Here is a 22,316-nt window from a genome sequence, read left to right as displayed (position 1 = left end):
GCGCAATGAGTGCGAAGCGGGTACTGGTGGTCGGCCTTGGCAATATGGGCATGTCCCATGCCCTGGCCTACGACCGGATCGAAGGCTTCGAGGTCGCGGGCCTTTGCACGCGCAACATCGTTGACCTTTCGCTGCCGGACTCATTGCGCCATGTCCAGAGCTATAGCCATTACGAGTCGGCATTGGCGGCTCTCAGGCCCGATGTGGTTTCCATCAATACGTGGTCGGACACGCATGCGGATTATGCCATCAAGGCGATGGAAGCGGGCGCTCATGTCTTCGTCGAGAAACCGCTTGCCGACAACGTGGCGGATGCGGAGCGCGTCGTCGAGACGGCGCGTCGGACGAAGCGCAAGCTTGTCATTGGCTACATTCTTCGACATCACCCATCATGGATCAAGTTCATCGACATCGCGAGAACCCTTGGAACGCCGCATGTCTTTCGTATGAACCTGAACCAGCAATCGAGCGGGCTGGCCTGGGAGGCCCATAAGCGACTGCTTCAATCCCTGTCTCCCATCGTCGATTGCGGCGTGCACTATATCGATGTGATGTGCCAGATCACGCGGGCAAAGCCTGTTCAGGTCCATGCAGTCGGTACGCGACTGTCGGAGGACATGCCGGCGGGTATGTACAATTACGGCCACCTCCATGTGAGCTTCGACGACGGCTCGGTCGGATGGTACGAAGCCGGATGGGGGCCGATGATGAGCGAGACGGCCTATTTCGTGAAGGACGTGATCGGCCCGAAGGGCAGCGTCAGCATCGTTATGGCCGAGACTGCGGGCGAAATGCGGTCCGACGACATCAACGCTCACACGAAGACAAACCGGATCCGGCTCCACCACGCGGATCTCAACGCTGACGGACACTTTCTGCGGCGCGATGAACATATCGATACAGCTGACGAGCCGGATCACGATGCCCTGTGCGAGCGCGAGCAGCGCTTCCTGCTGCGTGCGATCGACGCGGATCTCGATCTGGCGGACCACATGTCCGACGCGGTCAGATCCTTGAGAATCGTTTTGGCAGCGGACGAGTCTGTACGGTCCGGTCGCGTCATAAGCCTGTGACGGACCGTTGATCCTTCACGTAACGGACGAAGCTGCGGTTGCTGCCAGCAAAGTCGCACTCATATTCCCGATCGACACGCCACCCGCACCTCTCATAGAACCGGCGCGCACCGGCATTGTCCCGAAAGCATTCGAGGCTCCTGGCACCACATCTTTCCGCCTTGCGCAGCAGTAATGTGCCCCCACCTCGCCCAGTAGCGGCGGGGTCCAGGAAAAGCATGTCGATATGTCCGTCCGTCATGAGGAGGAACCCTGATGGCTTCTCGTCGCAGAGCAAAACGTGCATGCGCTCCCAAGACGTCCCGAACCGCTCTACGAAGAATGCGGCATCGCGGCTGGCAAGCACCTCCTCCTCAAGAATCGGGGCGAAGGTCGATCTGTAGGAGGCTTCCGCTATGGCCGCGAGCGCAGGAAGATCCTCGACGCGGACGCGCCTCACTCTCATGACTGCCCCCGCAGGCGGGGATCGAGTGTATCGCGCAGGGCATCACCAAGAAGGTTGAATCCAAACGATAGGAACAGGATGGCGAAACCCGCGAAGATCGCGCTCCACGGCGAAAGCTGCAGGAAGTTGCGCCCTTCGGAGAGCATCAGACCGAGAGATGGTGTCGGCGGCTGGGTGCCGAGGCCGAGAAAGGACAGGGACGCCTCCACGAGAATGGCGGCAGAAAGAAGAAGGCTGGTCTGAACCAGAATCACCGAGGCGAGATTCGGCAGGATGTGCAGAAAGATGATACGCCTATCCGAAGCGCCGATTGCCCTGGCGCCCGCTACATATTCGCTCTCGCACAGCACCAGGGCGGGACCTCGCAGGAGACGCGCGAAGATCGGTGTATAGACCACTGCAATTGCAGCAGCCGCGCTATAGGTATGGGGCCCGAGAACTGCGATGATGCCGATGGCGAGCAGCATCACCGGGAAGGCGAAGAGGACGTCCATGAAGCGCATGATGATGCGGTCGGGCCAGCCGCGGTAATAGGCTGCGATGAGACCGAGCGTGCCGCCAGCCAGAAGCGCGATTCCCACAGCAAGCACGCAGGCGATCAGCGAGGTGCGATAGCCGTAGAGGATGCGTGTAAGAACATCGCGCCCGAGCTGGTCCGTGCCGAGCCAGTTCAGGACCGTCGGCCCCTTGAGACGCCGTACGATGCTTTGCGCCATGGGATCGTAAGGCGCGAACCAGGGCGCGCCGACGGCAAGGACGACCTGAAGGACCACGAGGGCCGCGGCGAAGGCCAGGAGCTTGTTCTTGGCAAGGCGTGACACGGCTTATGCCCTCACCCGCGGGTCGACGACGATGTAGAGAAAGTCGACGAGAAAATTCACGACTACGAAGCCCGCCGTCACGACAAGAATCGTGGCCTGGATCAGAGGATAGTTGCGCTCGGCGATGGCGCCGAGGATCAGGCGCCCGAGGCCAGGGATTGCAAAGACCTGCTCGACGACGATGGCGCCTCCGAGAAGATACCCCGTCATGATGCCGACACTGGTGAGAAAGGGGATCAATGCATTGCGCAATGCGTGCTTGTACACGACGGTTCGCTCGCGCAAGCCCTTGGCACGGGCGGTGCGGACGTAATCCTGGCTGAGAGCATCCAGCATGGCAGAGCGCACAAGACGCGACAGATTGGCGAGGATCGGCAACGCCAGCGCGAACGACGGCAGGATCATGCGCTGGAGATTGCCCGCAGGATCCTCCGAGAACGGTACGTAGCCGAGGGAGGCAAATCCGGGAGCGAAAGCGGAGAAAAAGAGAATCAGGACGATGCCAAGCCAGAAAGATGGGATCGTCAGCCCGGCAATGGCTCCAATCCGCATGGCGACATCGGCACCGCCGCCACGGGTCTGCGCCATCCAGCACCCGACCGGAACGGCCAGTACGGCGCCGATCAGAAGCGAGAGGAAGGTCAATTCAAGGGTCGGCCAGAGATTGATGAGAATTTCGGTGGCGACCGGACGCCCGGTCCAGAGGGACGTGCCGAAATCGCCATGCAGGGCCGCCCCCGCCCAACGCAGATACTGCTCCACAATCGGTCGATCGAGACCGACGCGGCTGTTGAGTTCGGCCATCCGTTCCGGCGTAATTTCAGTATTGGCGCCGAGCATGATCGCCACCGCATCGCCAGGAATGAGGCGGATCATCAGAAAGACGATGATCGAGACGCCGAAGAGGACGACGATCAGATCGATCAGGCGTGAAAACAGAATGCGGCTCATATGAGATGATGCGAATACAAAGATCTCCGGCGCGGCCGGGGGCCGCGCCGGAGATCGAGTGATCAGAAGCTCGCGTTCTTCAGGGTGACAAGCGAGCGGTTCGGCATGACATCGTAGCCCTTCAGCTTGTCGCGCATGGCTGAGAACAGGGTGCCATAGGTGAGGTGCGCCACGGGGCCGGAACAGGCGAGCGTCTTCTGCACCTGATCGTAGGCGGCCTTGCGCGCTGTCTGGTCCTGGAGCGTACGCGCCTTGTCGAGAAGCTGGTCGATTTCGGGGTTCGAATACTTGAACACGTTCGTCGACCCGCCGGTGCGGAAGGTCCGGTAGAAATACTCGTCTGGGTCCGGGCTGCCGGCATTGATCGAGGCAAACAGGTCAAAGTTGCTGTTGCGCCAGTCCTGAATGAACTGACCCTGCTCCTGGTTCTTCAGCTCGACCTTGAAGCCCGCCTTGTTGAGTTGCTCCTGGACCACCTGCGCGATGTCTTTCACGTCCTGGCGCGGCAGAACGTTCATCGTCACGGTGACAGGCATCGCGACCCCGGCTTCCTTCAGCAGGGCCTGTGCCTTGGCGGGATCGGGCTTGTAGCAGGAGAACTCCTTGACATCGAGCGCCCAGGATTTCAGCGCCGGCGACAGGGGCCCGCCGGGAACGCCAGCCCCGAAGAGCGCCGCTTCGACGATTTCCTGGCGGTTGATGGCGTAATTGACCGCCTCACGGACTTTCACATTGTCGAAGGGCGGCCTGGAGGTGTTCATCCCGATGAGCGTATAGGCCAGATCCAACGTCTCGCCGAGCGCCACGTTCGGCTTGCCTTTGAGCTGCAGGGCAGTGGCTGCATCGATATTGGGCAGGAGCGCGTACTGGCCGTTGGTCAGGCCGACCTGACGGGTGGCCGATTCAGGAACGATGTTGAACTTCAAGCCAGAGAACTTCGGTGTGCCCTTCTGCCAATAGGCGTCGTTCTTCGCCAGAAGGATGAAGCCGTTCGGCTGCCATTCCTGGAACTTGAACGGCCCGGTGCCGACCGGCGTCTTCTGCAGAATGTCTTTGTTCGTCTCAACCTCGCTCGGAACGATGGCGATGGTGGCCAGCGACGACAGGAGTGGCGCGGATGGCTCCTTCAACGCCAGCTCGACGGTCTGGGAATCCACAGCCTTGGCGGCCTCGATGGCGGAGAGGCGGCTGGCGAGCGGAGACGCAATGTCCTTGCTCTGCACGCGCCGGATCGTGGATACCACGTCATCCGCGTTCATATCGGTGCCGTCGTGGAATTTCACGCCGGAGCGCAGCTTGAAGGTGTAGGTCTTCCCGTCCGGAGAGATGCTCCAGGATTCGGCCAGGCCCGGAGTGACTTTCAAGTCCTTGTCGACGGCGGTGAGGCCCTCATAGATATTGCCGTTCACCACCATGAAGCTGGGAAAGGCGGTGATAAGGTGCGGATCGAGGCCCGTCGGGCCGTTATCCATGCCGATCTCGAGCACCTGAGCCGAGGCCGAGGCCATGGCCACCATGATGAAGCCTGCGCCAACGGCGCCGCGCAGTACCGACCTGAACATGCGTCTTTTCTCCCTTGCAAGCCGCAACCGATTTATAGGCCATCCCTACGGACCTGTCATGGTCCAATATCATACCACTCTGGACCGCCTCTGCGGGTGTGCTATAGGTTGAAGCAGTGATGGTTTTCCCGGAGACGCTCGATGCTGCAACATTCGCCCATGACAGCGATCGGCGTCATCAGCGGCACATCGATGGACGGGATCGACGTCTCGATCGTCGAGACCGACGGCGACATGATGGTCCGTCCCGGACCGGGCCAGACCTTTCCTTATCCCCATGATCTGCGGAGCGAACTGCAGAAGCTGATCGCGGAGCCGACCCGCGCACAGAGCGAACCGCTGGATGATCTCGATCGGGCGGTAACGGATGCTCATATCGAGGCGATCCGGCGATTCATGGCCCAAAATGGCTTGGCGGCGACGGATGTCGGCCTGATCGGCTTTCATGGGCAGACGGTTTATCATCGCCCCGAGATCCGCTTCACCCGCCAGCTCGGTCTCGGCACCAGGGTTGCTCAGCAGCTGGGCATCGATACGGTCGACCGCTTTCGGCACGCGGACGTGGCGTCCGGCGGCGAAGGAGCGCCCTTCGTGCCGCTCTATCATCGGGCCCTGGCAAGCCAACTTGCCCAGCCTTTGATGATTCTCAACCTGGGCGGCGTCGGCAATGTGACCTACATCGACGGCGACACGGTAATTGCCTTCGATACGGGCCCGGCGAGCGCTCTCCTCGACGACTTCGTACTCCGGCGCCGGGGGCTTGCCTTCGACGATGACGGGAAGCTTGCGGCATCCGGTGTGCCGGAGCAGGCGCTCGTCGCCGAGTTCATGGCCAATCCGTTCTTCGATCGCCCCGCCCCCAAATCTCTCGACCGGCAGGATTTTCATGCCCGAGCCAGCGGCGTGGAAGCGCTCTCCGACGAGAACGGTGCCGCGACGCTCGCGGAATTCACCATTGAATCCGTCGCAGCCTCCCTTCGGCACGTTCCAAAGCCGCCACAGCGCTGGCTCGTGACAGGCGGCGGGCGTCGCAATACCCATTTCATGAAGCGGCTGCGGGCGAGACTCGGCGTGAGCGTCGAGCCGGTCGAAAGCGTCGGCTGGAACGGCGATTTTCTTGAGGCGCAGGCCTTCGGCTATCTGGCGGTGAGGTCCGTGCAGGGATTGCCCTTGAGTCTGCCGACCACCACGGGCGTCCCACACCCGATGCCCGGCGGCGAGCTGCATCGCGCTGCGTGATGACCCTGGAGAATCTGATCGAGAAAGCCTTCGAGCCTGCTGTCGAGTCCATCGGTTGCGGCGCCATCCCGGGGGCGGTTCTGGGCCTCGTCACGGAGGATGGCCGACGCGCCGTACGCTGGGCCGGAGCGGCGCAGATCGAGCCGAAGCGGGAGGAACTGTCGCGTGAGACGTGGTTCGATCTCGCCTCCCTGACGAAAGTCATCTTTACGACGACGCGTATTCTCCGCCTCGTCGAGGAGGGCAGGATCGATCTGGATATGCCCCTCGCAGCGGTCATTCCGGACCTGCGCCAATATGACGTGAATGCGACCGAACGGCGCCTCACCTTCCGGCAGTGTCTGGCGCACCAGACGCATCTTCCGGCCGTCGAGCCGCTCTATACCTACGGGCAGGATCCCCAGACTTTGCGGGCTTTCATCCTCCAGCGCGTGTGGCAGAGCGGTGCGCCGGTCTATTCCGACGTCAACTTCATGCTGCTCGGCATCGCCATTGAACGCATCACCGGACAGGCGCTCATCGATCAGCCTCTGCCGCCGCACCTGTCCTTTTCGCCCGACCCGCACCTTTGTGCAGCCACGGAGCGCTGCAACTGGCGCGGACGCGTGATTCGCGGCGAGGTGCATGACGAGAACGCCTTCGCCCTCGGCGGGGCCTCCGGCCATGCCGGTCTGTTCGGGACCATCGACGGCGTGCTCGACTTCGCCCAGTCGATTCTCGACGGAACCGCATTGGCGCCGCCATCCCTCAGGAGCATCCGAACCCGGGAATCGGAGAAGCGCACCATCGGCTGGGAAGGAGCCTATCCCGGATGGCATGGCGGAGACGCGTGTTCGACGTCCACCATCGGGCATACGGGCTTCACCGGCACCGGGCTCTGGATCGACTTCGAGCGGAAGATCGCATGGTCGCTGCTGACCAACCGGGTCCACCCCTCGCGACACACGGACAGCGGTATCCTGCCCCTCCGGCGCTCTACCGGCGAGCGGGTGATCGCCCTGCTCGATGCGCTCGGGCAACATCACTGAGGCCTTTCCCCTTTTCCGTGTGCAAGCATCGGCAGGATGCGGCCAGGTCATTGCTGAACGCCTGAACTGGACCTATATTGGTCTGCAAGAAAGAACTGATGATGGCCACCGAAAGTTTCAGCACCCGCTTCCAGGATCTCGACGCCTGGCCGAGTCTCGATATCCTCTCCGCGTTCTATGAGGGTCAGCTAGCCGCCGTCGCCGCGGTCCGACCTGCCCTTCCAGCCATCGCCGCAGCAGCCGAAGAGGCGGTCGGACGACTTCGCCGGGGCGGGCGGCTCGTTTACGTAGGCGCTGGGACGTCGGGCCGGATCGGCGTCCAGGACGGCACGGAGTTGCCTCCGACCTTCAACTGGCCCGACGACAAGCTCGTCTACCTGATCGCAGGCGGCGAAGGCGCACTTCTCAAGGCCGTCGAGAATGCCGAGGATTCCGTCGAGCAAGGAATCGCAGGCATCCGGAATTCCGGCGTCGGCGCGAACGACGTGGTGATCGGCGTTGCCGCCAGCGGACGGACCCCCTTCACCGTTGCTGCACTCGAAGAAGCAAAAGCACGGGGAGCACAGACGATCGGCATCTCCAACAATGCCGATGCCCCGATCCTCGACGCCTGTTCGCATCCCATTCTCGCCGATACGGGCGAGGAGGTGATCGCAGGGTCGACCCGCATGAAGGCGGGCACGGCGCAAAAGGTCATCCTCAATCTTCTGTCCACTCTCGTCATGGTGCGCCTCGGCCGCGTTTATCGCGGGTTGATGGTCCACATGCGCGCCACCAATGCGAAACTGCGCCGCCGCAGCGAAATCATGGTGGCCCAGATCACAGGCTGTGACGACGCCACGGCCATCGAAGCTCTCCAGCAGGCGAATGGGGACCTGAAGCTCGCCTCGCTCATCGCCCTTGGCGCAGCGCCCTCCGACGCGCAGGAGGCCCTGAAACAGAGCGATGGAAATCTGCGCGAGGCTCTGTCACACTTCGTGGGCATCACATCATAAGTGCGACGACCTTCGCCGGTTCGGCGAAGCGCGGAGACCAGGAAAGTAAGACGCATGGGGCTGGGGCTTGGCATCGACGCGGGCGGAACGGCCACGCGATGGCGTCTCGTCGAGCGCGATGGGCCATGTGTCGCTCAAGGCTCCGTCGAACCTTTGACAGGCCATCTGTTCTCGCTTCCAGCCGAAGAACGGGCCCGACGGATCTGCACTGAACTGGCGCAGACGGTCAGGAAGACCGGAAATCCCTCCGGGATCGTCGCCGGCATCACGGGACTGACGCGGAACACGCCGGCCGAAGCTCTCATGCGCGGCATTCTCTCGGATGTATTCGGACTGCCATCGGCCCGCATCTTCGTCGCCGAGGACACGTGGATCGCCTACCTGTCCTATTTCGCGCTCGGCGAGGGCATCCTCGTTTACAGCGGCACCGGCTCCATCGGATACTACCTTTCGCCGGAGAAGGAGATGATCCGCGTCGGGGGCCGGGGAAATCTCATCGATGATGGCGGCTCCGGATTCTGGATTGCACGGGAAGCACTGAAAGCAGTCCTGCGCAAGGAGGAGGAGAGTCCGGGCGAGGGCTGGACAAGCGCGCTCGGCACCGCCCTGGCAAAGGCACTCGGCGGGACGGATTGGGATATCGTGCGCACCTTCGTCTACGGCGGCGACCGCGGCAGGATCGGGCTTCTGGCCCGCGCCGTCGGGGAGGCCGCGCAGACCGGCGATCTTCTTTCCCTGCACATCCTGCGCGAAGCGGGGAAGGAATTGGCGCGCCTCGCCAACAGCCTGATCAAGCGCGTTGGGCCGAGACCCGTGGCCCTTGTCGGAGGAGGAACGCGGCTTCACCCCATCATCCCCGCCGCTTTCCAGGAGGAATTGCGGACACCTGTCGAGGTGATCAGCAGCGATGTCGATGCGGCCATGACGGCCGCCCGCCTGGCGGCGCTGGTGGATTGATGGCATTCACACCGCCGCAATCGGAAATCGAGTGGCCGCCTATTCACGACGAGGTGGAATCGCATAGTGTCCCGTCGGCTATGCATTCCTGGAGATATTCGTGATTTTCGATACGTGGCTCGACATGCCCGTCGGGGGGATTTTTGCCTCGCTCATCGTGACCTTCGCCCTGTCTGCCTTTCTCGTCCATTGGCTGAGCTTCGGAAAGCTTGTCCGGCCGTATTCGTCCAGCTTCACCGGGGTGGTCGCCCCGTTCTTCAGTGCCGTCGCCATCCTGTTTGCGCTGCTGACCGGCTTCCTTGCGAACGAGGTCTGGGAACGCAATCGCCAGGCCATGCGCGCCGTCCTGGGCGAACGTGAAGGTCTGATGGCCATACAGGCTATCAGCACTGCGACAGTGACGGACATGGAAGATCTCCGCAGCGCCGCGAGGCGTTACGCGGAGGCTCTCATCCAGGACGAGTGGCCAAGTATGCGCGATCAAGAAAGTTCGGCGAAGGCCGGTCAGGCGTTGCTCGACTTGCTCGCACGGATCTCCAATCCGCAGATTGCGACCGGAGCTGGCCCAGCGGCGCAGACTGCCCTCCTGGACACGGCGCTCAAGCTCCGGACCGCCAGGGACGATCGGCTTGCGCTGAGCGGAGATCAGACGGACCGGACCAAGTGGACGGCCGTCCTCATTCTGGCGCTCATCACCCAGGCGGCGATCGGCATCGTCCATCTGGAGCGCCCACGAGCCCAGATTGCGGCTCTTGCGATCTTTTCGACAGCGGCCGTCACGACCCTGGGCCTTGTCGCCATGCGGGAAAGGCCCTTCGACGGCCCTTCCCGCATATCGCCGGCTCCCATCACGGAGGCGTTACAGGCCATGACCAAATCCACTGCGCCTTGAGCTTGCCCGAGGAAGGTTGCACAATCGCGCGCCCTCGGGCAGACCTGACGCCCCTCCTCTCTCAGGGATGAATCTCTCGCGATGGACGCTCTTTTTGTTGGCCAGACCTATATCGACGTGACCTTCCTGGCGGATGAAATTCCGACCGGCGACGACAAGACCGTTGCGCGGGACTATGCCATTTCCTTCGGAGGAAATGCCGTTACGGCAGCCTTCGCCTGCGCCAAGCTTGGCATCGCGCCCGACCTCCTGACCTCGGTCGCGGACGATTATCTCGGCCGCATGTTCATCGACATGGCCGCGAAGTATCGCATTCCGGTGCACCATCGGAAGGTGAAGGAATCCTCCCTGTCCTTCATCATGCCGCGCGGTGGCAAGCGCGCCATCGTGCGCTGTCGCGACGACCATTATCTCCATCCCGTACCGCCGCTCAACATCAGCGGCTGCAAGGCGCTCCATCTTGACGGCCACCAGGCCGATGCGGCGATGCACTATGCCCAAACCTGCCGGGAATCCGGCATTCTCACCTCTCTCGACGGCGGCGGCCTGCGTTCGAACACCCACGAACTGCTCGAGTTCATCGATGTCGCCATCGTAGCCGAGCGGCTTTGCGAGCAGATGAACCTGACGGCCGGCGAAATGCTCACTTACCTGAAGAGCCGTGGCTGCAAGATCGGCGGAGTGACGATGGGTGAACGCGGGCTCCTCTGGTACGACGAAGCCGGTTCGGAAGGCGTTCTGCCGGCTCTTGCCGTACCCTCCGAGGCAGTGGTCGACACCAACGGCGCCGGCGACATCTTTCACGGATCGTATGTCTATTCCGCCATTGCCCGGCCGGAATTGTCCTGGCGCGAGCACTTTATATTTGCCCGTGCGGCCTCGGCCTACGCCATCCAGCATCTCGGCAATGAAGCCAGCCTGCCAGCGCTCGCCGATATCGCGCAGACCCAGGCGTCATTTCCGGAAAATCAGGCGGGCGCATTCGTCATCGAGCCGGCGCCACAGAGAATCGGCCTGAAGAGCGCACGTTAGTGCCTCCTGCGGAGCCAGAAGTGCGCGTTCACGGTCCGAAGTGCCATGGCAGGGAAAAGGGGATTCGGGTTTTTCGCGACAATCGATGCGCCGCTTGAAGAACGAGCGTCGGATGGATCCCAAAAGTGGAGGCCACTTTTGGGTCCGACGCCCTCGGATTCGGGACGAACCAGCCCCGCATCCTTGGCTGGCCGTCAGGCCTTCTTCTGGTAGTCCTTCACATCCGAGAACCGGATCGCCTTGTAGCGATCCTGCTCGTATTGCAGGTTGAAGGCGTTCGCCGCCATGAAAACCGGCGCATCGTCAAGGTCGCGGGCCATGGCGGACAGGTGGCTGTCGGCGAACTTGTCGAGTTCCGCCCGATCGTCCGCCGTGATCCAACGGCAGATCGAGAAGCGCGTCGGTTCATAGTCGATAGGCAGCCCATATTCCGCCTGGAGACGCTCCTTGAGCACATCGAGCTGGAGGGCTCCGACGACACCGACGATCGCACCCGAGCCGTCCTGTGGCACGAAGAGCTGTACGACACCCTCTTCGGCCATCTGCTGCAGGGCTTCACGCAGCTTCTTAGCCTTCATGGCATCCTGCAGCTTGATGCGGCGCAGGATTTCCGGCGCGAAGCTCGGCACACCGCGGAACACGATATTCTCGCCTTCGGTCAACGTATCGCCAATGCGCAGAGTGCCATGGTTCGGCAGGCCGACCACGTCGCCCGCCCAAGCCTCGTCGGCGATCGCGCGATCCTGCGCGAAGAAGAATTGCGGCGTGTTCAAGCTCATCGGCTTGCCGGTGCGCACGAGTTTCGCCTTCATGCCGCGCGAGAGCCTGCCCGAGCAGATGCGCATGAACGCGATGCGGTCGCGGTGGTTGGGATCCATGTTGGCCTGGATCTTGAACACGAAGCCGGTCATCTTCGGCTCGCCCGCCTCCACGAGGCGCTTGTCCGCTTCCTGGCCACGCGGAGGCGGCGCATACTCCGCCATCGCATCGATCAGGTCGCGCACGCCGAAATTGCGCAGGGCACTGCCGAAGAACACGGGGGTGAGATGCCCTTCCCGGAAGGCGGTGAGTTCGAAGGGCTTGCAGGCCTCCTGCGCGAGCGCGACCTCCTCCTGCCAGGCCTCCACCTCTTCCGGCGGGAGAAGCTTCGCGACCGCTTGATCCTCGGGACCGGAGACCTTGATCGGCTCCTCGTCCGTGTCGATGCGACGCACCACGTTGCGGCGGAGGTCGAAGGTCCCGGCGAAGCTGCGGCCTTGGCTGATTGGCCATGTGACGGGGGCCGTATCGAGAGCGAGCGTCTTCTCGATCTCGTCGAGAAGGTCGAACGGGCTTCGTGCCTCCCGGTCCATCTTGTTGATGAAGGTGACGATGGGAATGTCACGCATCCGGCAGACTTCGAACAGCTTGCGGGTTCGCGCCTCGATGCCCTTCGCGGCGTCGATCACCATGATCGCGGAATCGACGGCTGTCAGCGTCCGATAGGTATCTTCCGAGAAGTCCTCGTGCCCCGGGGTGTCGAGCAGGTTGAAGACGCAATCGCCATACTCGAAGGTCATCACCGAGGTCACGACGGAGATGCCGCGCTCCTTCTCGATCCCCATCCAGTCGGAACGGGTCGAAACGCGGTTCTTCTTGGCCTTCACCTCGCCCGCAAGCTGGATCGCGCCGCCGAACAGCAGCAGCTTCTCGGTCAGCGTGGTCTTGCCGGCGTCCGGATGGGAAATGATGGCAAAGGTGCGGCGGCGGCCCACGGGGGCCGGAAGATCGGTCATGGCACTCGAATTCTCTGGGCGAAGATCTCTGTGTACGAGGGCAAGACGCCGCAGCGCAGCCCTCTTACGTCGTGAGGGGTTTCAACCCATATTGGTGTTTCCCGTCAACAACGAAAGGAGGTGATCAAGTGTCTCATTGTCATACCCTGCGGTCCCCGGTTGCTGCGACCTTGATCCTGGCCTCTGCCGAGATCTGTGCGTAAGGCACGAAAGGCGCGGTCCCGATCGGACCGCGGACCCGACAATGGAAAGGCCGCCTCCGGGCGGCCTTTCTTTTCGATTCAGGCGCTCAGAAGCTTGCCGGTGCGCCGGGCGGCGGTTCCGGCGACCTTCGCGAGCCGCTGCCCTTCCGTTGCGAAGCGCAGGAGGATACGGGCGAACATCACTCCGTCCGTCGGCGAGCGGGCCGGAGTTCCTGTCCCCGTGAGAGGATCGATGATCTCGGCGATCACGTCGCCCGCCCTCACCCGGTCTCCGACCTGTGCCTTGAACACCACGATACCCGAGGCTGGCGCGGGAACCGGCTCCGATGCCGCGAGCGGCGTCGGCCCGCACAGGGGCTCAGGCAATTGCGGAGCTTCGCCATCAATGGCGTCGCACAGGGTCAGGTAATCGACGATCGCTGCGGCATCAGTCCGTGCGAAATCGTGGGTTACGTCGCCCTCGCCACGGAACTCGAGGGTCGTGGAATGGCAGCCGAACGGGATCGGGTGGTCGGGGAAACGCTCCGCGAGTTCGGCCCAGGGGCGGCTGCAGGCCTCGTCGAAGGGATCGTCACCGGACTCGTCCGCGAGCAGGAAAGCATGAGCCCCGAGAAGTGCCGAGAGCGGGGCGAAGGTCTCGGCCGACCGGGTATGGGTATAAAGATGCACCACGGCCTCCGAGTCGCAATGCATGTCGAGCACCAGATCCGCCTCGATGGCGAGGCCAAGCAGGGTCTTTTTCAGGACCTCGGCCGGATTCGTCGTCTTCCAGCCGGCGAGTTCCGCCCGGAGGGCCTCGCGGATCAGGCGCAGATTCGCATCGCCGTCCTTCGTCAGCTTGCCCTCGACGCGTTCGGCGACCTGCGGGACGAGGTAGGCATAGCCCCGGTTGAAATTGACGCCGTTCGAGAGGTCGAAGCGGCCGACCGGCTCACCGAGAACCTTCTGAGCCAGGCCAATGGGATTGGCGGAGGGGACGAGGACGATTTCGCCTTTGATCCGGCCTTCCGCCTCCAGCCCCTTGAGTCGCTCGCGGAGATGATGGGCCGCGATCATGCCGGGAATCTCATCCGCATGGAGGGCTGCCTGGACATAGATCCGCGGGCGGGCCCCCGCCTCCCCGAAGTGGTGGACGGTCAAGGAGAGGCTAGCGCCAGGCGCGAGCGGCGAGAGGGCGATCTGTTCTGTTCTCATGACAACCAGGTTGGGACGACGGTCAGGACGGAAAGCGTCGGCTTACCAGTGCCTGTCCTGCTTGGCCAGGGTTCCTGGGGCCTTGGGCATTCCTAGGTCCGGACCCAGCCCTGTGACTGATAAATGAAGCGCGTCGGATGGGCGACAAGCGCGGCCAAGCCTTCGAGAGCCGGCTCCCGATGTACGATGACGTAGGCCGGCACCCTCCGGGCCCAGGCCTCATGCGGAACTTTTCGATCAAAGGCCGCCCGAAATCCGCCCCGTTGCAACACATCGACCATGCGTGGCGCGATGCCTCCGCCGATGAAGATCCCGCCCGAGGCCTCGAAGGCCAGGGCGAGGTCCCCCGCGAAGCGCCCGAGGAAGCGGGAAAACAGCTCCAGCGTTTCCACGGCAAGAATGTTGCCGTCATGCGCCGCCGAGAGCACATCGTTCGGAATCGTGAACGGACACGGCACGCCTCGGCGGGCCGCCAAAGCCTTGGAGAGGCGGTAGAGGCCCGGGCCCGATAGGACGACCTCCGCGGTCACACGCCCACCCACTCGCTCGATATGGGGCCAAAGCGCCATTTCCTCCTCATCCACGGGGCCGAACTCCACATGTCCGACCTCGGTCGCGAGGATGGCGAAGCGATCCTCGATGGGAACCAGCGCGGCGGCACCGAAGCCGGTTCCCGGACCGAGCACGACGCGCGCCCCCGGCCCGAATGCTTCAACCTTTCCCAAGGGCGCCAGATCTCCACGGGCGGGGTCCAGCACCGTCAGGGACGCAGCGACGGGAGTGTAGTCGTTCACGAGAGCGACCCGCTCGAGACCAAGGGCCCTGCCGATCTCTTCGGCATCGATGGTCCAATCGGCATTTGTAAGCCGAATCGCGGGATGATCGACCCGTGTTGCCACGGCGAACATGGCGGACCGCGGGGGCGGCCCGTTGTAGCCGTTCAATGCGACCTTGATGGCCTCGACGGGCCCCGGCGTCTGCGCCGTCAGCGTCCGTCGAAGGAGCTGAACGGCCTCCCCGGGCGCCGACAGAATGGAGAAGCGGGCGTTGGTGCCCCCGATGTCACCGAGCAGAACGGGAAACGCGAACATCGAATCTTCATGACCTTTCTGCTCTTGCGGACCGAAAAAGGAGGATCAGAACGCTTCCTCCCAGCTCCGGCTGAGACGTACGGCAGAATTGATGAGACCCACCATGGAGTAGGTCTGCGGAAAATTGCCCCATAATTCGCCGGTCGTGAAGTCCGCATCCTCGGAAAAGAGTCCGAAGGAGTTCCGCAGATTCAGGATCCTCTCGAACAGCTCGCAGGCCTCCTCCCGGCGCCCTACGGCTCTGAGCGCGTCCACGTACCAGAAGCCGCAGATCATGAAGGCGGTATGCATGAGGCCGAAATCATCCTCGACATCATATCGCATCAGGAGGTCGCCCCTGCGCAGGCTCTCTCCGATGGCGTCGACGGTCGAAACGAAGCGCGGATCGCCCGGTTCCACGAAGTTCAGTTCGGCCAGCAACAGCAACGTTGCGTCGAGATGATCACCATCGAAGGAGGAGACGAAGATCCCCTTGTCCTCGTTGTAGGCGCGCGCGTCGATGATGGCATGCATGCGGTCGGCCTCGGAGCGCCAGAAAACGGCTCGATCCTCGCGTTTCATCGCATGGGCGATCTTGGCGAGCCGATCGCAGGCTGCCCAGCACATGACGCTCGGAAACGTATGGACCGCAGCCTTTGTGCGAAGCTCCCAGGGTCCGGCATCGGGCTGATCGAACACCTCGATCGCCCGGTGCCCGAGTTTCTCGAGGTGATCGAACAGGGCGCGATTGCCGGTTCGAATGAGACGGCGGTCGAGGAAGGCGTGGGTCGAGGCCAGAACGATGCTGCCATAAGCATCGTTCTGAACCTGCGTGTAGGCCGCATTGCCGACCCGCACGGGGCCCATGCCGCGGTAGCCTGCGAGCGCCTTTGCCTCCCTCTCGCCGAGATCGGGGGAGCGGGTGATGCTGAAGAGCGGCGGCATATCCCGCAGTTCCGGCTTGGCCTCCATGTCGTCGACGATGTTGGTGATATAAGTGAGATATTCCTCCATCGTCTTGGTGGTTCCGAGGCGGTTCAGCGCCTGGATCACGAAATAGGCGTCCCGCAGCCAGCAATAGCGATAGTCCCAGTTCCGCTGCGTATGGGGCGCCTCGGGGACGGAAGTGGTGAGTGCCGCGACGATGGCTCCTGTCTCTTCATAGTTGCAGAGCTTGAGCGTAATGGCCGCCCGGATCACGGCTTCTTGCCAATCGAACGGTATCGACAGCGAGCGGACCCAGTCGCGCCAGAAATCGATGGTCTTGTCGAGGAATTCGCGTGCGGTCGTGTCTGCCTCGGAACGCAGCGGCTCGTCCTCACCGAAGAAGAACGAGATCGGACGGTCGACCACAAACGGCCGTTCCTCATCGACGTAGGAAATCGGAGCGTCGGTCGTCACTCGGAAAGAGCGATGGGGGCCGACGAAGCGGAGATGGTTGCTGCCGCGGGTTTTGGCGGGAGGCAACGACCCCCATTCGAAATGTGGGCGAAGACGCACGCGGATCCGCGGACGTCCCTTGATGGGGCGCACCCGCCGGATCAGCAATGGCGGTCGAAAGGTTCGGTCGAAATGCGTAAAGCGCGGGGCGAAATCCGTGATCTCGACGATATTGCCGGAGGAATCGGTCATGGTCGAGACGAGGACGGCCGTATTCTCCAGATAGCTCTGCTCACACGTCTGCAATCCGACCTGGTCGATCGCGAAAATGCCGCGTTGCTCGGCGTCGGGGCGGTCCTCCGGGCTGTCGAGAAGGGACGAGAAAACCGGGTCGCCGTCGAAACGGGGAAAGCAGCTCCAAACGATATGGGCGCGACGGTCGATTAGGGCCGCGATCATGCAGTTGCCGATGACGGCGAGGTCGAGTGAGCTCATGGCCTCAATGGCTCCCCTGAAAAGGAAAGGCGCCTTGGAACGCCCACTGCGCCAGGGAGCGCCTCAGCGCCGCAGGCGAGTCGAGTCGTTCCTGTGCGACCGTTTCTCCGGAACCGATGCGGATGGAAAAACCACCCAGGGCGTTGACCATCTTGAACCCATTCTCGTCAGTGAGGTCATCCCCGATGAAGATCGGGCGCCGGCCCCGATAGGGCGGCAGCTGAAGGAACTTCTCGATCACCTTCCCTTTTCCGGCAGCGGAAGGAAGAATTTCTGCCACGGCTTTGCCGAACTGAACGCGGTAGTCGCCCCCGAGCGCCTCCAGTGCGGCATGCACCGTCGCGTGCACGAAATCCCGTTCCACCGGGGCAAGCCGCCAATGAATGGCGACTGAGCAGCCCTTGTCCTCGATCAGGATGCCGGGCTTTGCCTGAAAAACAGCTTCCAGCCGTCCGACCATCTCGCGCAGCCGCGGATGATCGTCGGGGTCGCAGAGGAAAAGCTGGCCCGCAATTCGATGCTCGAGCCCATGGAGGCCCGCAATATCGAAACGATGCGCGCCGAGACGCTTGTCGAGGAACTCGATGGGTCTGCCGCTGATGAGGGCGAGCGCTCCGGAGAGGCGGTTTTCGAGGTGCGTCAGAATCTCCGGAACCGCCGGATCGACGATGACGGCGTCGGGGCGTTCCACGATGTCCACAAGGGTCCCGTCAAAATCCAGAAACAGGGCCCAGTCCTCCTGAGCCTCGGGATGAGCCGGCTTCTTCAAAAGAGCCTCACGCATGGACAGACGAATGCCTCCCTCCTGCCTTGGGCAGGAATCGATTGAACGAGCGCTTGTTCGGACAGAAAAGCGCCGGAAGTGCGATTCCACCGGCGCGATCGATGATTCTCAAAGGTCTGCTTCCTCTCGGACGGATCGAGACAGCCACGCTTTAACCCCCGGGGCACGGCAAAGTTTCCCCAGGCAGGAGAAAGGCCGGATCCCAGCCTGCCGCCCTGCCAAGCTCATCACGTGGTGCAAATCGTTCCCTTGAGATAATCCGCTCCGGGCATTTTTCCACCGGCCGGGCCAAAGCCAATCCTGGAAAAGGGGCCCTGGCCGCAGGATCGGCGAAAGCCGCACGAGCGGGAAGGCGCGGCCCGTCAGGCTTCCATGTGGGACGCGGCCCGACCCGCGATCCGGCCGAGGGCGACGGCCGTCAGGAGGCCATTGCCGGAGAGGTAGCCCTCCGCTTTCGCGCCGGAGACCCCGCAGGCGGCGCCGCCCACCGCGTAAAGGTTGGGGAGCGATGTGCCATCGTCGCGCAGCACGCGGGCATTCCGATCGACAACGAGGCCGCCCTGCGTGTGGAATAGGGCGCCAGTGACCCTGACCGCGCAGAAGGGCGCCTGCAGGGGCTTCGACCCCGCGAAGTCGCGTCCGAAGCGATCTGTCCGGCCCGCCCGCTTGAACCCATCGACCTCGTTCATGGTCACGCCCAGCGCCGCGGCTGGAACGCCCATCCGCTGCGCAAGCTCCTCGACGCTGTTTGCACTGAGAACCGCGCCGCTGCTCTCCGCTTGGCGGAAATCCTCGAACTGCCGTGCGATACCGGCAATCCGGAAATCGAATACGTCCCAGGCACATCCGTGAGGTTGCTGCAGCACAAGAGCCGCCTGCTCGGAGTAACCCTTGCTCTCGTTGGAAAAGCGCTCGCCGTTCTCATTGACCTGGAAACCGCCCTCGGTCATCGTCGCCCAGGTGATCAGGATGCCGTGCGGGTGTGCCACCGACCCGTGTCCCTGGTGGCCGGACAGATGCCGCGTCGCAGCACCGAGCTCCGCGCCCCAGAGGAGCGCATCGCCCTGGTTTCCGTCATGGCCGAAATAGAGCGCGTCGCTCAATTCGGGAATGTGCCGTTTGACGAGCGCCCTGTTGCCGCCATAGCCGTTGCACGCGAGGATCAGAGCCTGACATCCGATCAGTTCCCGCGAGCCGTCGGGCCGCAGAGCCGCAACGCCGGCGATCTCCCCATCGGGTCTCGCATACAACGTCGTGACGTGGGCATCGCAGAGGATTTCGACTCCTGCGGCCGCCGCGGCTTCGCGCAGGCGGTCGATCAGTTCGCCACCCGAGCGGCTCGGAAGACCGTGCATCCGGCAGGCGCTGTGACCGGGATAGCGAAAATCGTCTATGACAGAGAACGGCAGTTCATGACGGTCAGCGAGCCATTCGACGGTCGGCCCGATTGCTTCCGTTACCGTTCGGACCAGCTCCGGGTCCGGCTCACCCTTGGCTTTTCGCGAGATGTCGGCCCCGAAGAGCGCCGCATCGTCCGCGATTCCGGCGTCCTTCTGCCAGCGCGTGCCTGCGGCCGGAATGAGGCCTGCCGAGAGTGCCGTCGATCCCCGCGGCGCCGCATCGCGTTCCAGAACGAGCACCTCCTTCCCCATCTCGCGCGCGGCGAGACCCGCGACGAGACCTCCCGCGCCCGCGCCGATGACGACGATCGGGACCTCTACATCGAAGGCGACATTGTCCGCCGGCAGAACACTCATGCCTTTTCCAGCTCGCTCATGATGTCGGAAATGGTTGCGACCCGGCAGACGGGACGCAGCGCGTCGATGGAGGTCGCGTGGACGGAGGTGGAGAATGCAGCGCATCCATCCTCGAGGACGGTCGTGTCGAAATCCCGCACATGGGCGTCCCGAACCGTCGAGGCAACGCCGCCGTTCGTCACGATCCCACAAACCAGGAGACGCTCGATACCGCATTTGCGCAGCACCCATTCGAGGCGGGTCATGTAGAATGCCGAATAGGCGATCTTCTCGACGCTGAGATCGGCAGGCTGAAGCATGTCCACCAGCTGGTGACCCCAGGCCCCTGGCTGGAAATCGCCTTTGGCCAGGAAGGGACGCAGCTGTTTGAGGTGAGGCGAGATCAGCGGCTCGCCGCCCTTGCTCGGAACAAGAGTGAATTGCGTCGAGACGATGAAGCCGCCTCTCGCGCGCAACAGGTCGGCCAGGGGCTTCAGCCGTTCGGGCAGGGCCGCGATCTCTGCTGCGCCTTGTCCCACGCGCCCATAGGCTCCCTTCGGATGAAGGAAGTCGTTTTGAAGATCGACAATGAGCAGCGCCGTGTGCTCCGGGGGAATCGTTGCCGTGCTCACGCGATCCGCTCCACGATGAGGTTTCCGAAAGCGTCGACGCGTCCGACGAGATCGGGATCGATGACGGTCGTTGCATCGGGCTGTTCAAGGATGGCGGGTCCATGCACGATCGCCCCGACCGGCAGGTCCAGACGGGCGTAAATCGCCGCCTCGTGCCAGGCGCCGTCGAACCAGACCGGCCGTGTGCCGCGCGTTGCGTCATCGACGTTCGCAGAGGGCTCGGGTGCCAGCGCCGCCAGATCGAAATGCGGGCGCCGCCCCACCGCCGCTGTCCGCAGATTGACGATCTTGGCGGGTACGCCCGGCAGCAGCCGGCTGAAGGATGCCTGATAGGCACGCTCGAAGGCGCTCCTGACGATCGATCCATCGACTCCCGTCGAAGCTCCCTCGATGGTGACCGGGAGCGGCACCGACACCGTATGGGTCTGGCCCACATAGTGCATGTCGAGTTCGAAGAGGATATCGATTCTGTCGACGGAGAGGCCAGCCTCTTCGACTACGGTACGCGCCGCCCGCGCCTCCTCGACCATTCGCGCATCCAGCGCCTTCGCATCGAGAGAATCGAGAAGCAGATTGACGGTGAGAACCTGATCGTGGCGGATATCGGCGATGACGCAGCCGAGCGCCGAGGTCACGCCGGGATAGCGCGGCACCAGGGCGGCCTTCAGGCCGACGTCCTTGATGAGCGCGCCGACATGGAGCGCCCCGCCACCCCCGAAGGGAACGGCGGCAAAGCGTCCCGGATCATGCCCGCGTTCAATGGAGACAAGGCGGATGGCGCCAGCCATCTTGCCGTTGGCGACCCGTACGATGGCTTCCGCCGCCTGCATCACGTCCAGCCCGAGCGGTTCCGCCACATGCCGCGCGATAGCGGCTGTCGCGGCCTCCACATCGAGGCGCGCAAGCTTGCCGCCGATGGGACGTTCGGCATTGATGCGCCCCAACACGACATTGGCGTCGGTGAGCGTGGGGCGATCGTTACCCTGACCGTAGGCGACGGGCCCCGGGCGTGAGCCCGCACTCTCGGGACCGACCTGGAGGAGACCACCCGCATCCACATGGGCGATGGAGCCGCCTCCGGCACCGATGGTCGTGATCTCGATCATCGGCGTGCGGATGACCATGCCGAAATCGATGGTGGTCTGCGCCGCGAGCGCCGTCTCGCCATCGACGACGATCGACACATCGAACGACGTCCCGCCGAGATCGCCGGTGATGACATCCGGGAAGCCTGCGGCCTTCGCGATGGCGGCAGCGGCGATGACACCCGCCGCTGGGCCGGAAAGAGCCGTCCGCACCGGTAAACGCCGGGCGGTCACCGTCGACATGACGCCGCCATTCGACTGAACGATATGAAAACGACCACCGAAGCCTTCCTGCGCGAGCGCCTGGTCGAGCTTGCCGAGGTAGCTTCCGACGACCGGCTGAAGATAGGCATTGAGCGCCGTCGTCGACGTGCGTTCGAATTCACGGATCTCCGGCAGGATCTGGCTGGAGCAAGCGACATTGTCGTTCGGCCAGATGTCCTGCGCCGCCGCCAGCGCCTTCGCTTCGTTGGCGGGGTTGGCATAGGCGTTGATGAAGACGATGGCGAGGGCCTCGGCTCCTTGATCGAGGAGTCTGCGTGCAACCGCCCTCACCTCGTCCGGATCGACCTCCGACCGGATGGTTCCGTCGGCCAGAGTACGCTCGTCGACCTCATGGCGCAGGTCACGGTCGACCACGGGGACGAAGTCGCCCCAAAGGCCCCAGGTGTGACGCCGGTCACGCCGCCGCATCTCGAGCACGTCCCTGAAGCCACGTGTCGTAATGAGGCCGATGCGCGCGCCCTTGCGTTCGAGGAGGGCATTGGTGCCCACTGTCGTTCCGTGAACGATGGAGCCGAGTTCCGCCACCGGGCCGAAGGATCTCAGGCCATCGAGAAAGCCGAGCGCCTCGTCACCACGGTTCGACGGGACCTTCGCCGTGCGGAAGCGAGCGGCGCCCTCGTCATAGAAAAAGAGGTCTGTAAACGTGCCGCCGACATCGACGCCGACCATTTTGCCAGTCATG

Annotated in this window: 19 protein-coding genes; 7 read left to right on the top strand and 12 right to left on the bottom strand. The window is 63.3% G+C overall.

Annotated features, from left to right (window positions below; all coding sequences use genetic code 11):
• The first annotated feature begins 5 nt into the window (after window positions 1–5).
• Window positions 6–1,073: a Gfo/Idh/MocA family oxidoreductase gene (locus AC522E_RS00855; protein ID WP_500748531.1), complete on the top strand. Its 1,068-nt coding sequence runs from the start codon at window positions 6–8 to the stop codon at window positions 1,071–1,073.
• Here AC522E_RS00855 and AC522E_RS00850 read toward each other — a convergent pair.
• The 4 genes from AC522E_RS00850 to AC522E_RS00835 form a co-directional block, all read right to left on the bottom strand.
• Window positions 1,060–1,518, bottom strand: coding sequence for a GNAT family N-acetyltransferase (locus tag AC522E_RS00850; RefSeq protein ID WP_500748530.1), 459 nt, complete (start codon window positions 1,516–1,518; stop codon window positions 1,060–1,062). The two genes, AC522E_RS00855 and AC522E_RS00850, sit on opposite strands and share 14 nt — an antisense overlap.
• The gene (locus AC522E_RS00845) at window positions 1,515–2,339 is read right to left on the bottom strand and encodes an ABC transporter permease (RefSeq protein WP_500748529.1); all 825 of its coding nucleotides are present in this window, start codon (window positions 2,337–2,339) and stop codon (window positions 1,515–1,517) included. The genes AC522E_RS00850 and AC522E_RS00845 overlap by 4 nt, the downstream gene beginning before the upstream one ends.
• Before the next feature lie 3 nt (window positions 2,340–2,342).
• The gene (locus AC522E_RS00840) at window positions 2,343–3,290 is read right to left on the bottom strand and encodes an ABC transporter permease (RefSeq protein WP_500748528.1); all 948 of its coding nucleotides are present in this window, start codon (window positions 3,288–3,290) and stop codon (window positions 2,343–2,345) included.
• Window positions 3,291–3,352: 62 nt separating this feature from the next.
• Window positions 3,353–4,852: an ABC transporter substrate-binding protein gene (locus tag AC522E_RS00835; protein WP_500748527.1), complete on the bottom strand. Its 1,500-nt coding sequence runs from the start codon at window positions 4,850–4,852 to the stop codon at window positions 3,353–3,355.
• 141 nt (window positions 4,853–4,993) lie between these two features.
• Here AC522E_RS00835 and AC522E_RS00830 point away from each other — a divergent pair, with 141 nt between their 5' ends.
• From AC522E_RS00830 to AC522E_RS00805, 6 genes are all read left to right on the top strand, one after another.
• Entirely contained in the window at window positions 4,994–6,091 is a 1,098-nt protein-coding gene (locus AC522E_RS00830; protein ID WP_500748526.1) for an anhydro-N-acetylmuramic acid kinase, read from the top strand.
• Complete coding sequence (locus AC522E_RS00825) at window positions 6,091–7,119, top strand: serine hydrolase domain-containing protein (protein ID WP_500748525.1); 1,029 nt, start codon at window positions 6,091–6,093, stop codon at window positions 7,117–7,119. The genes AC522E_RS00830 and AC522E_RS00825 overlap by 1 nt, the downstream gene beginning before the upstream one ends.
• Window positions 7,120–7,220: 101 nt before the next feature.
• Window positions 7,221–8,114, top strand: coding sequence for an N-acetylmuramic acid 6-phosphate etherase (locus AC522E_RS00820; RefSeq protein WP_500750818.1), 894 nt, complete (start codon window positions 7,221–7,223; stop codon window positions 8,112–8,114).
• Window positions 8,115–8,168: 54 nt separating this feature from the next.
• Complete coding sequence (locus tag AC522E_RS00815) at window positions 8,169–9,071, top strand: N-acetylglucosamine kinase (protein WP_500748524.1); 903 nt, start codon at window positions 8,169–8,171, stop codon at window positions 9,069–9,071.
• A gap of 100 nt (window positions 9,072–9,171) precedes the next feature.
• A complete protein-coding gene (locus tag AC522E_RS00810) occupies window positions 9,172–9,963 on the top strand; it encodes a bestrophin-like domain (protein ID WP_500748523.1) in 792 nt (263 codons plus the stop codon).
• Window positions 9,964–10,044: 81 nt separating this feature from the next.
• Window positions 10,045–10,995, top strand: coding sequence for a sugar kinase (locus tag AC522E_RS00805; protein WP_500748522.1), 951 nt, complete (start codon window positions 10,045–10,047; stop codon window positions 10,993–10,995).
• Window positions 10,996–11,189: 194 nt separating this feature from the next.
• Here AC522E_RS00805 and AC522E_RS00800 read toward each other — a convergent pair whose 3' ends face one another.
• From AC522E_RS00800 to AC522E_RS00765, 8 genes are all read right to left on the bottom strand, one after another.
• Entirely contained in the window at window positions 11,190–12,770 is a 1,581-nt protein-coding gene (locus tag AC522E_RS00800; RefSeq protein ID WP_500748521.1) for a peptide chain release factor 3, read from the bottom strand.
• Window positions 12,771–13,051: 281 nt separating this feature from the next.
• Window positions 13,052–14,167: a succinylglutamate desuccinylase/aspartoacylase family protein gene (locus AC522E_RS00795; protein ID WP_500748520.1), complete on the bottom strand. Its 1,116-nt coding sequence runs from the start codon at window positions 14,165–14,167 to the stop codon at window positions 13,052–13,054.
• Window positions 14,168–14,259: 92 nt separating this feature from the next.
• Window positions 14,260–15,198 (bottom strand): glucokinase, encoded by a 939-nt coding sequence (locus tag AC522E_RS00790; RefSeq protein ID WP_500750816.1) that lies wholly within the window; start codon window positions 15,196–15,198, stop codon window positions 14,260–14,262.
• Between the two features lie 105 nt (window positions 15,199–15,303).
• Entirely contained in the window at window positions 15,304–17,112 is a 1,809-nt protein-coding gene (locus AC522E_RS00785; RefSeq protein ID WP_500748519.1) for a glycoside hydrolase family 15 protein, read from the bottom strand.
• A 4-nt stretch (window positions 17,113–17,116) separates the two neighbouring features.
• On the bottom strand, window positions 17,117–17,896 hold the full coding sequence (otsB, locus tag AC522E_RS00780) for a trehalose-phosphatase (RefSeq protein ID WP_500748518.1): 780 nt from the start codon (window positions 17,894–17,896) through the stop codon (window positions 17,117–17,119).
• Between the two features lie 362 nt (window positions 17,897–18,258).
• Complete coding sequence (locus tag AC522E_RS00775) at window positions 18,259–19,653, bottom strand: FAD-dependent oxidoreductase (protein WP_500748517.1); 1,395 nt, start codon at window positions 19,651–19,653, stop codon at window positions 18,259–18,261.
• Complete coding sequence (locus AC522E_RS00770; RefSeq protein WP_500748516.1) at window positions 19,650–20,264, bottom strand: cysteine hydrolase family protein; 615 nt, start codon at window positions 20,262–20,264, stop codon at window positions 19,650–19,652. The genes AC522E_RS00775 and AC522E_RS00770 overlap by 4 nt, the downstream gene beginning before the upstream one ends.
• Window positions 20,261–22,315, bottom strand: a complete 2,055-nt coding sequence (locus AC522E_RS00765; protein ID WP_500750815.1) for a hydantoinase/oxoprolinase family protein — start codon at window positions 22,313–22,315, stop codon at window positions 20,261–20,263. The genes AC522E_RS00770 and AC522E_RS00765 overlap by 4 nt, the downstream gene beginning before the upstream one ends.
• Window position 22,316: the final 1 nt, after the last annotated feature.

This window comes from Microvirga sp. BF8, assembly GCF_059888585.1.
The sequence above is the reverse complement of the archived record's forward strand: the minus strand, read 5'-3'. Positions and strand labels throughout refer to the sequence as shown.

Bases quoted from the DNA above. Each gene is read 5' to 3' on its own strand.
- AC522E_RS00805 (WP_500748522.1), top strand. From the start codon at position 10,045: ATGGACGCTCTTTTTGTTGGCCAGACCTATATCGACGTGACCTTCCTG.
- AC522E_RS00830 (WP_500748526.1), top strand. From the start codon at position 4,994: ATGCTGCAACATTCGCCCATGACAGCGATCGGCGTCATCAGCGGCACA.
- AC522E_RS00795 (WP_500748520.1), bottom strand. From the start codon at position 14,167: ATGAGAACAGAACAGATCGCCCTCTCGCCGCTCGCGCCTGGCGCTAGC.
- AC522E_RS00765 (WP_500750815.1), bottom strand. From the start codon at position 22,315: ATGACTGGCAAAATGGTCGGCGTCGATGTCGGCGGCACGTTTACAGAC.
- AC522E_RS00815 (WP_500748524.1), top strand. From the start codon at position 8,169: ATGGGGCTGGGGCTTGGCATCGACGCGGGCGGAACGGCCACGCGATGG.
- AC522E_RS00775 (WP_500748517.1), bottom strand. From the start codon at position 19,653: ATGAGTGTTCTGCCGGCGGACAATGTCGCCTTCGATGTAGAGGTCCCG.
- otsB (WP_500748518.1), bottom strand. From the start codon at position 17,896: ATGCGTGAGGCTCTTTTGAAGAAGCCGGCTCATCCCGAGGCTCAGGAG.
- AC522E_RS00835 (WP_500748527.1), bottom strand. From the start codon at position 4,852: ATGTTCAGGTCGGTACTGCGCGGCGCCGTTGGCGCAGGCTTCATCATG.
- AC522E_RS00850 (WP_500748530.1), bottom strand. From the start codon at position 1,518: ATGAGAGTGAGGCGCGTCCGCGTCGAGGATCTTCCTGCGCTCGCGGCC.
- AC522E_RS00825 (WP_500748525.1), top strand. From the start codon at position 6,091: ATGACCCTGGAGAATCTGATCGAGAAAGCCTTCGAGCCTGCTGTCGAG.
- AC522E_RS00785 (WP_500748519.1), bottom strand. From the start codon at position 17,112: ATGAGCTCACTCGACCTCGCCGTCATCGGCAACTGCATGATCGCGGCC.
- AC522E_RS00820 (WP_500750818.1), top strand. From the start codon at position 7,221: ATGGCCACCGAAAGTTTCAGCACCCGCTTCCAGGATCTCGACGCCTGG.
- AC522E_RS00840 (WP_500748528.1), bottom strand. From the start codon at position 3,290: ATGAGCCGCATTCTGTTTTCACGCCTGATCGATCTGATCGTCGTCCTC.
- AC522E_RS00800 (WP_500748521.1), bottom strand. From the start codon at position 12,770: ATGACCGATCTTCCGGCCCCCGTGGGCCGCCGCCGCACCTTTGCCATC.
- AC522E_RS00855 (WP_500748531.1), top strand. From the start codon at position 6: ATGAGTGCGAAGCGGGTACTGGTGGTCGGCCTTGGCAATATGGGCATG.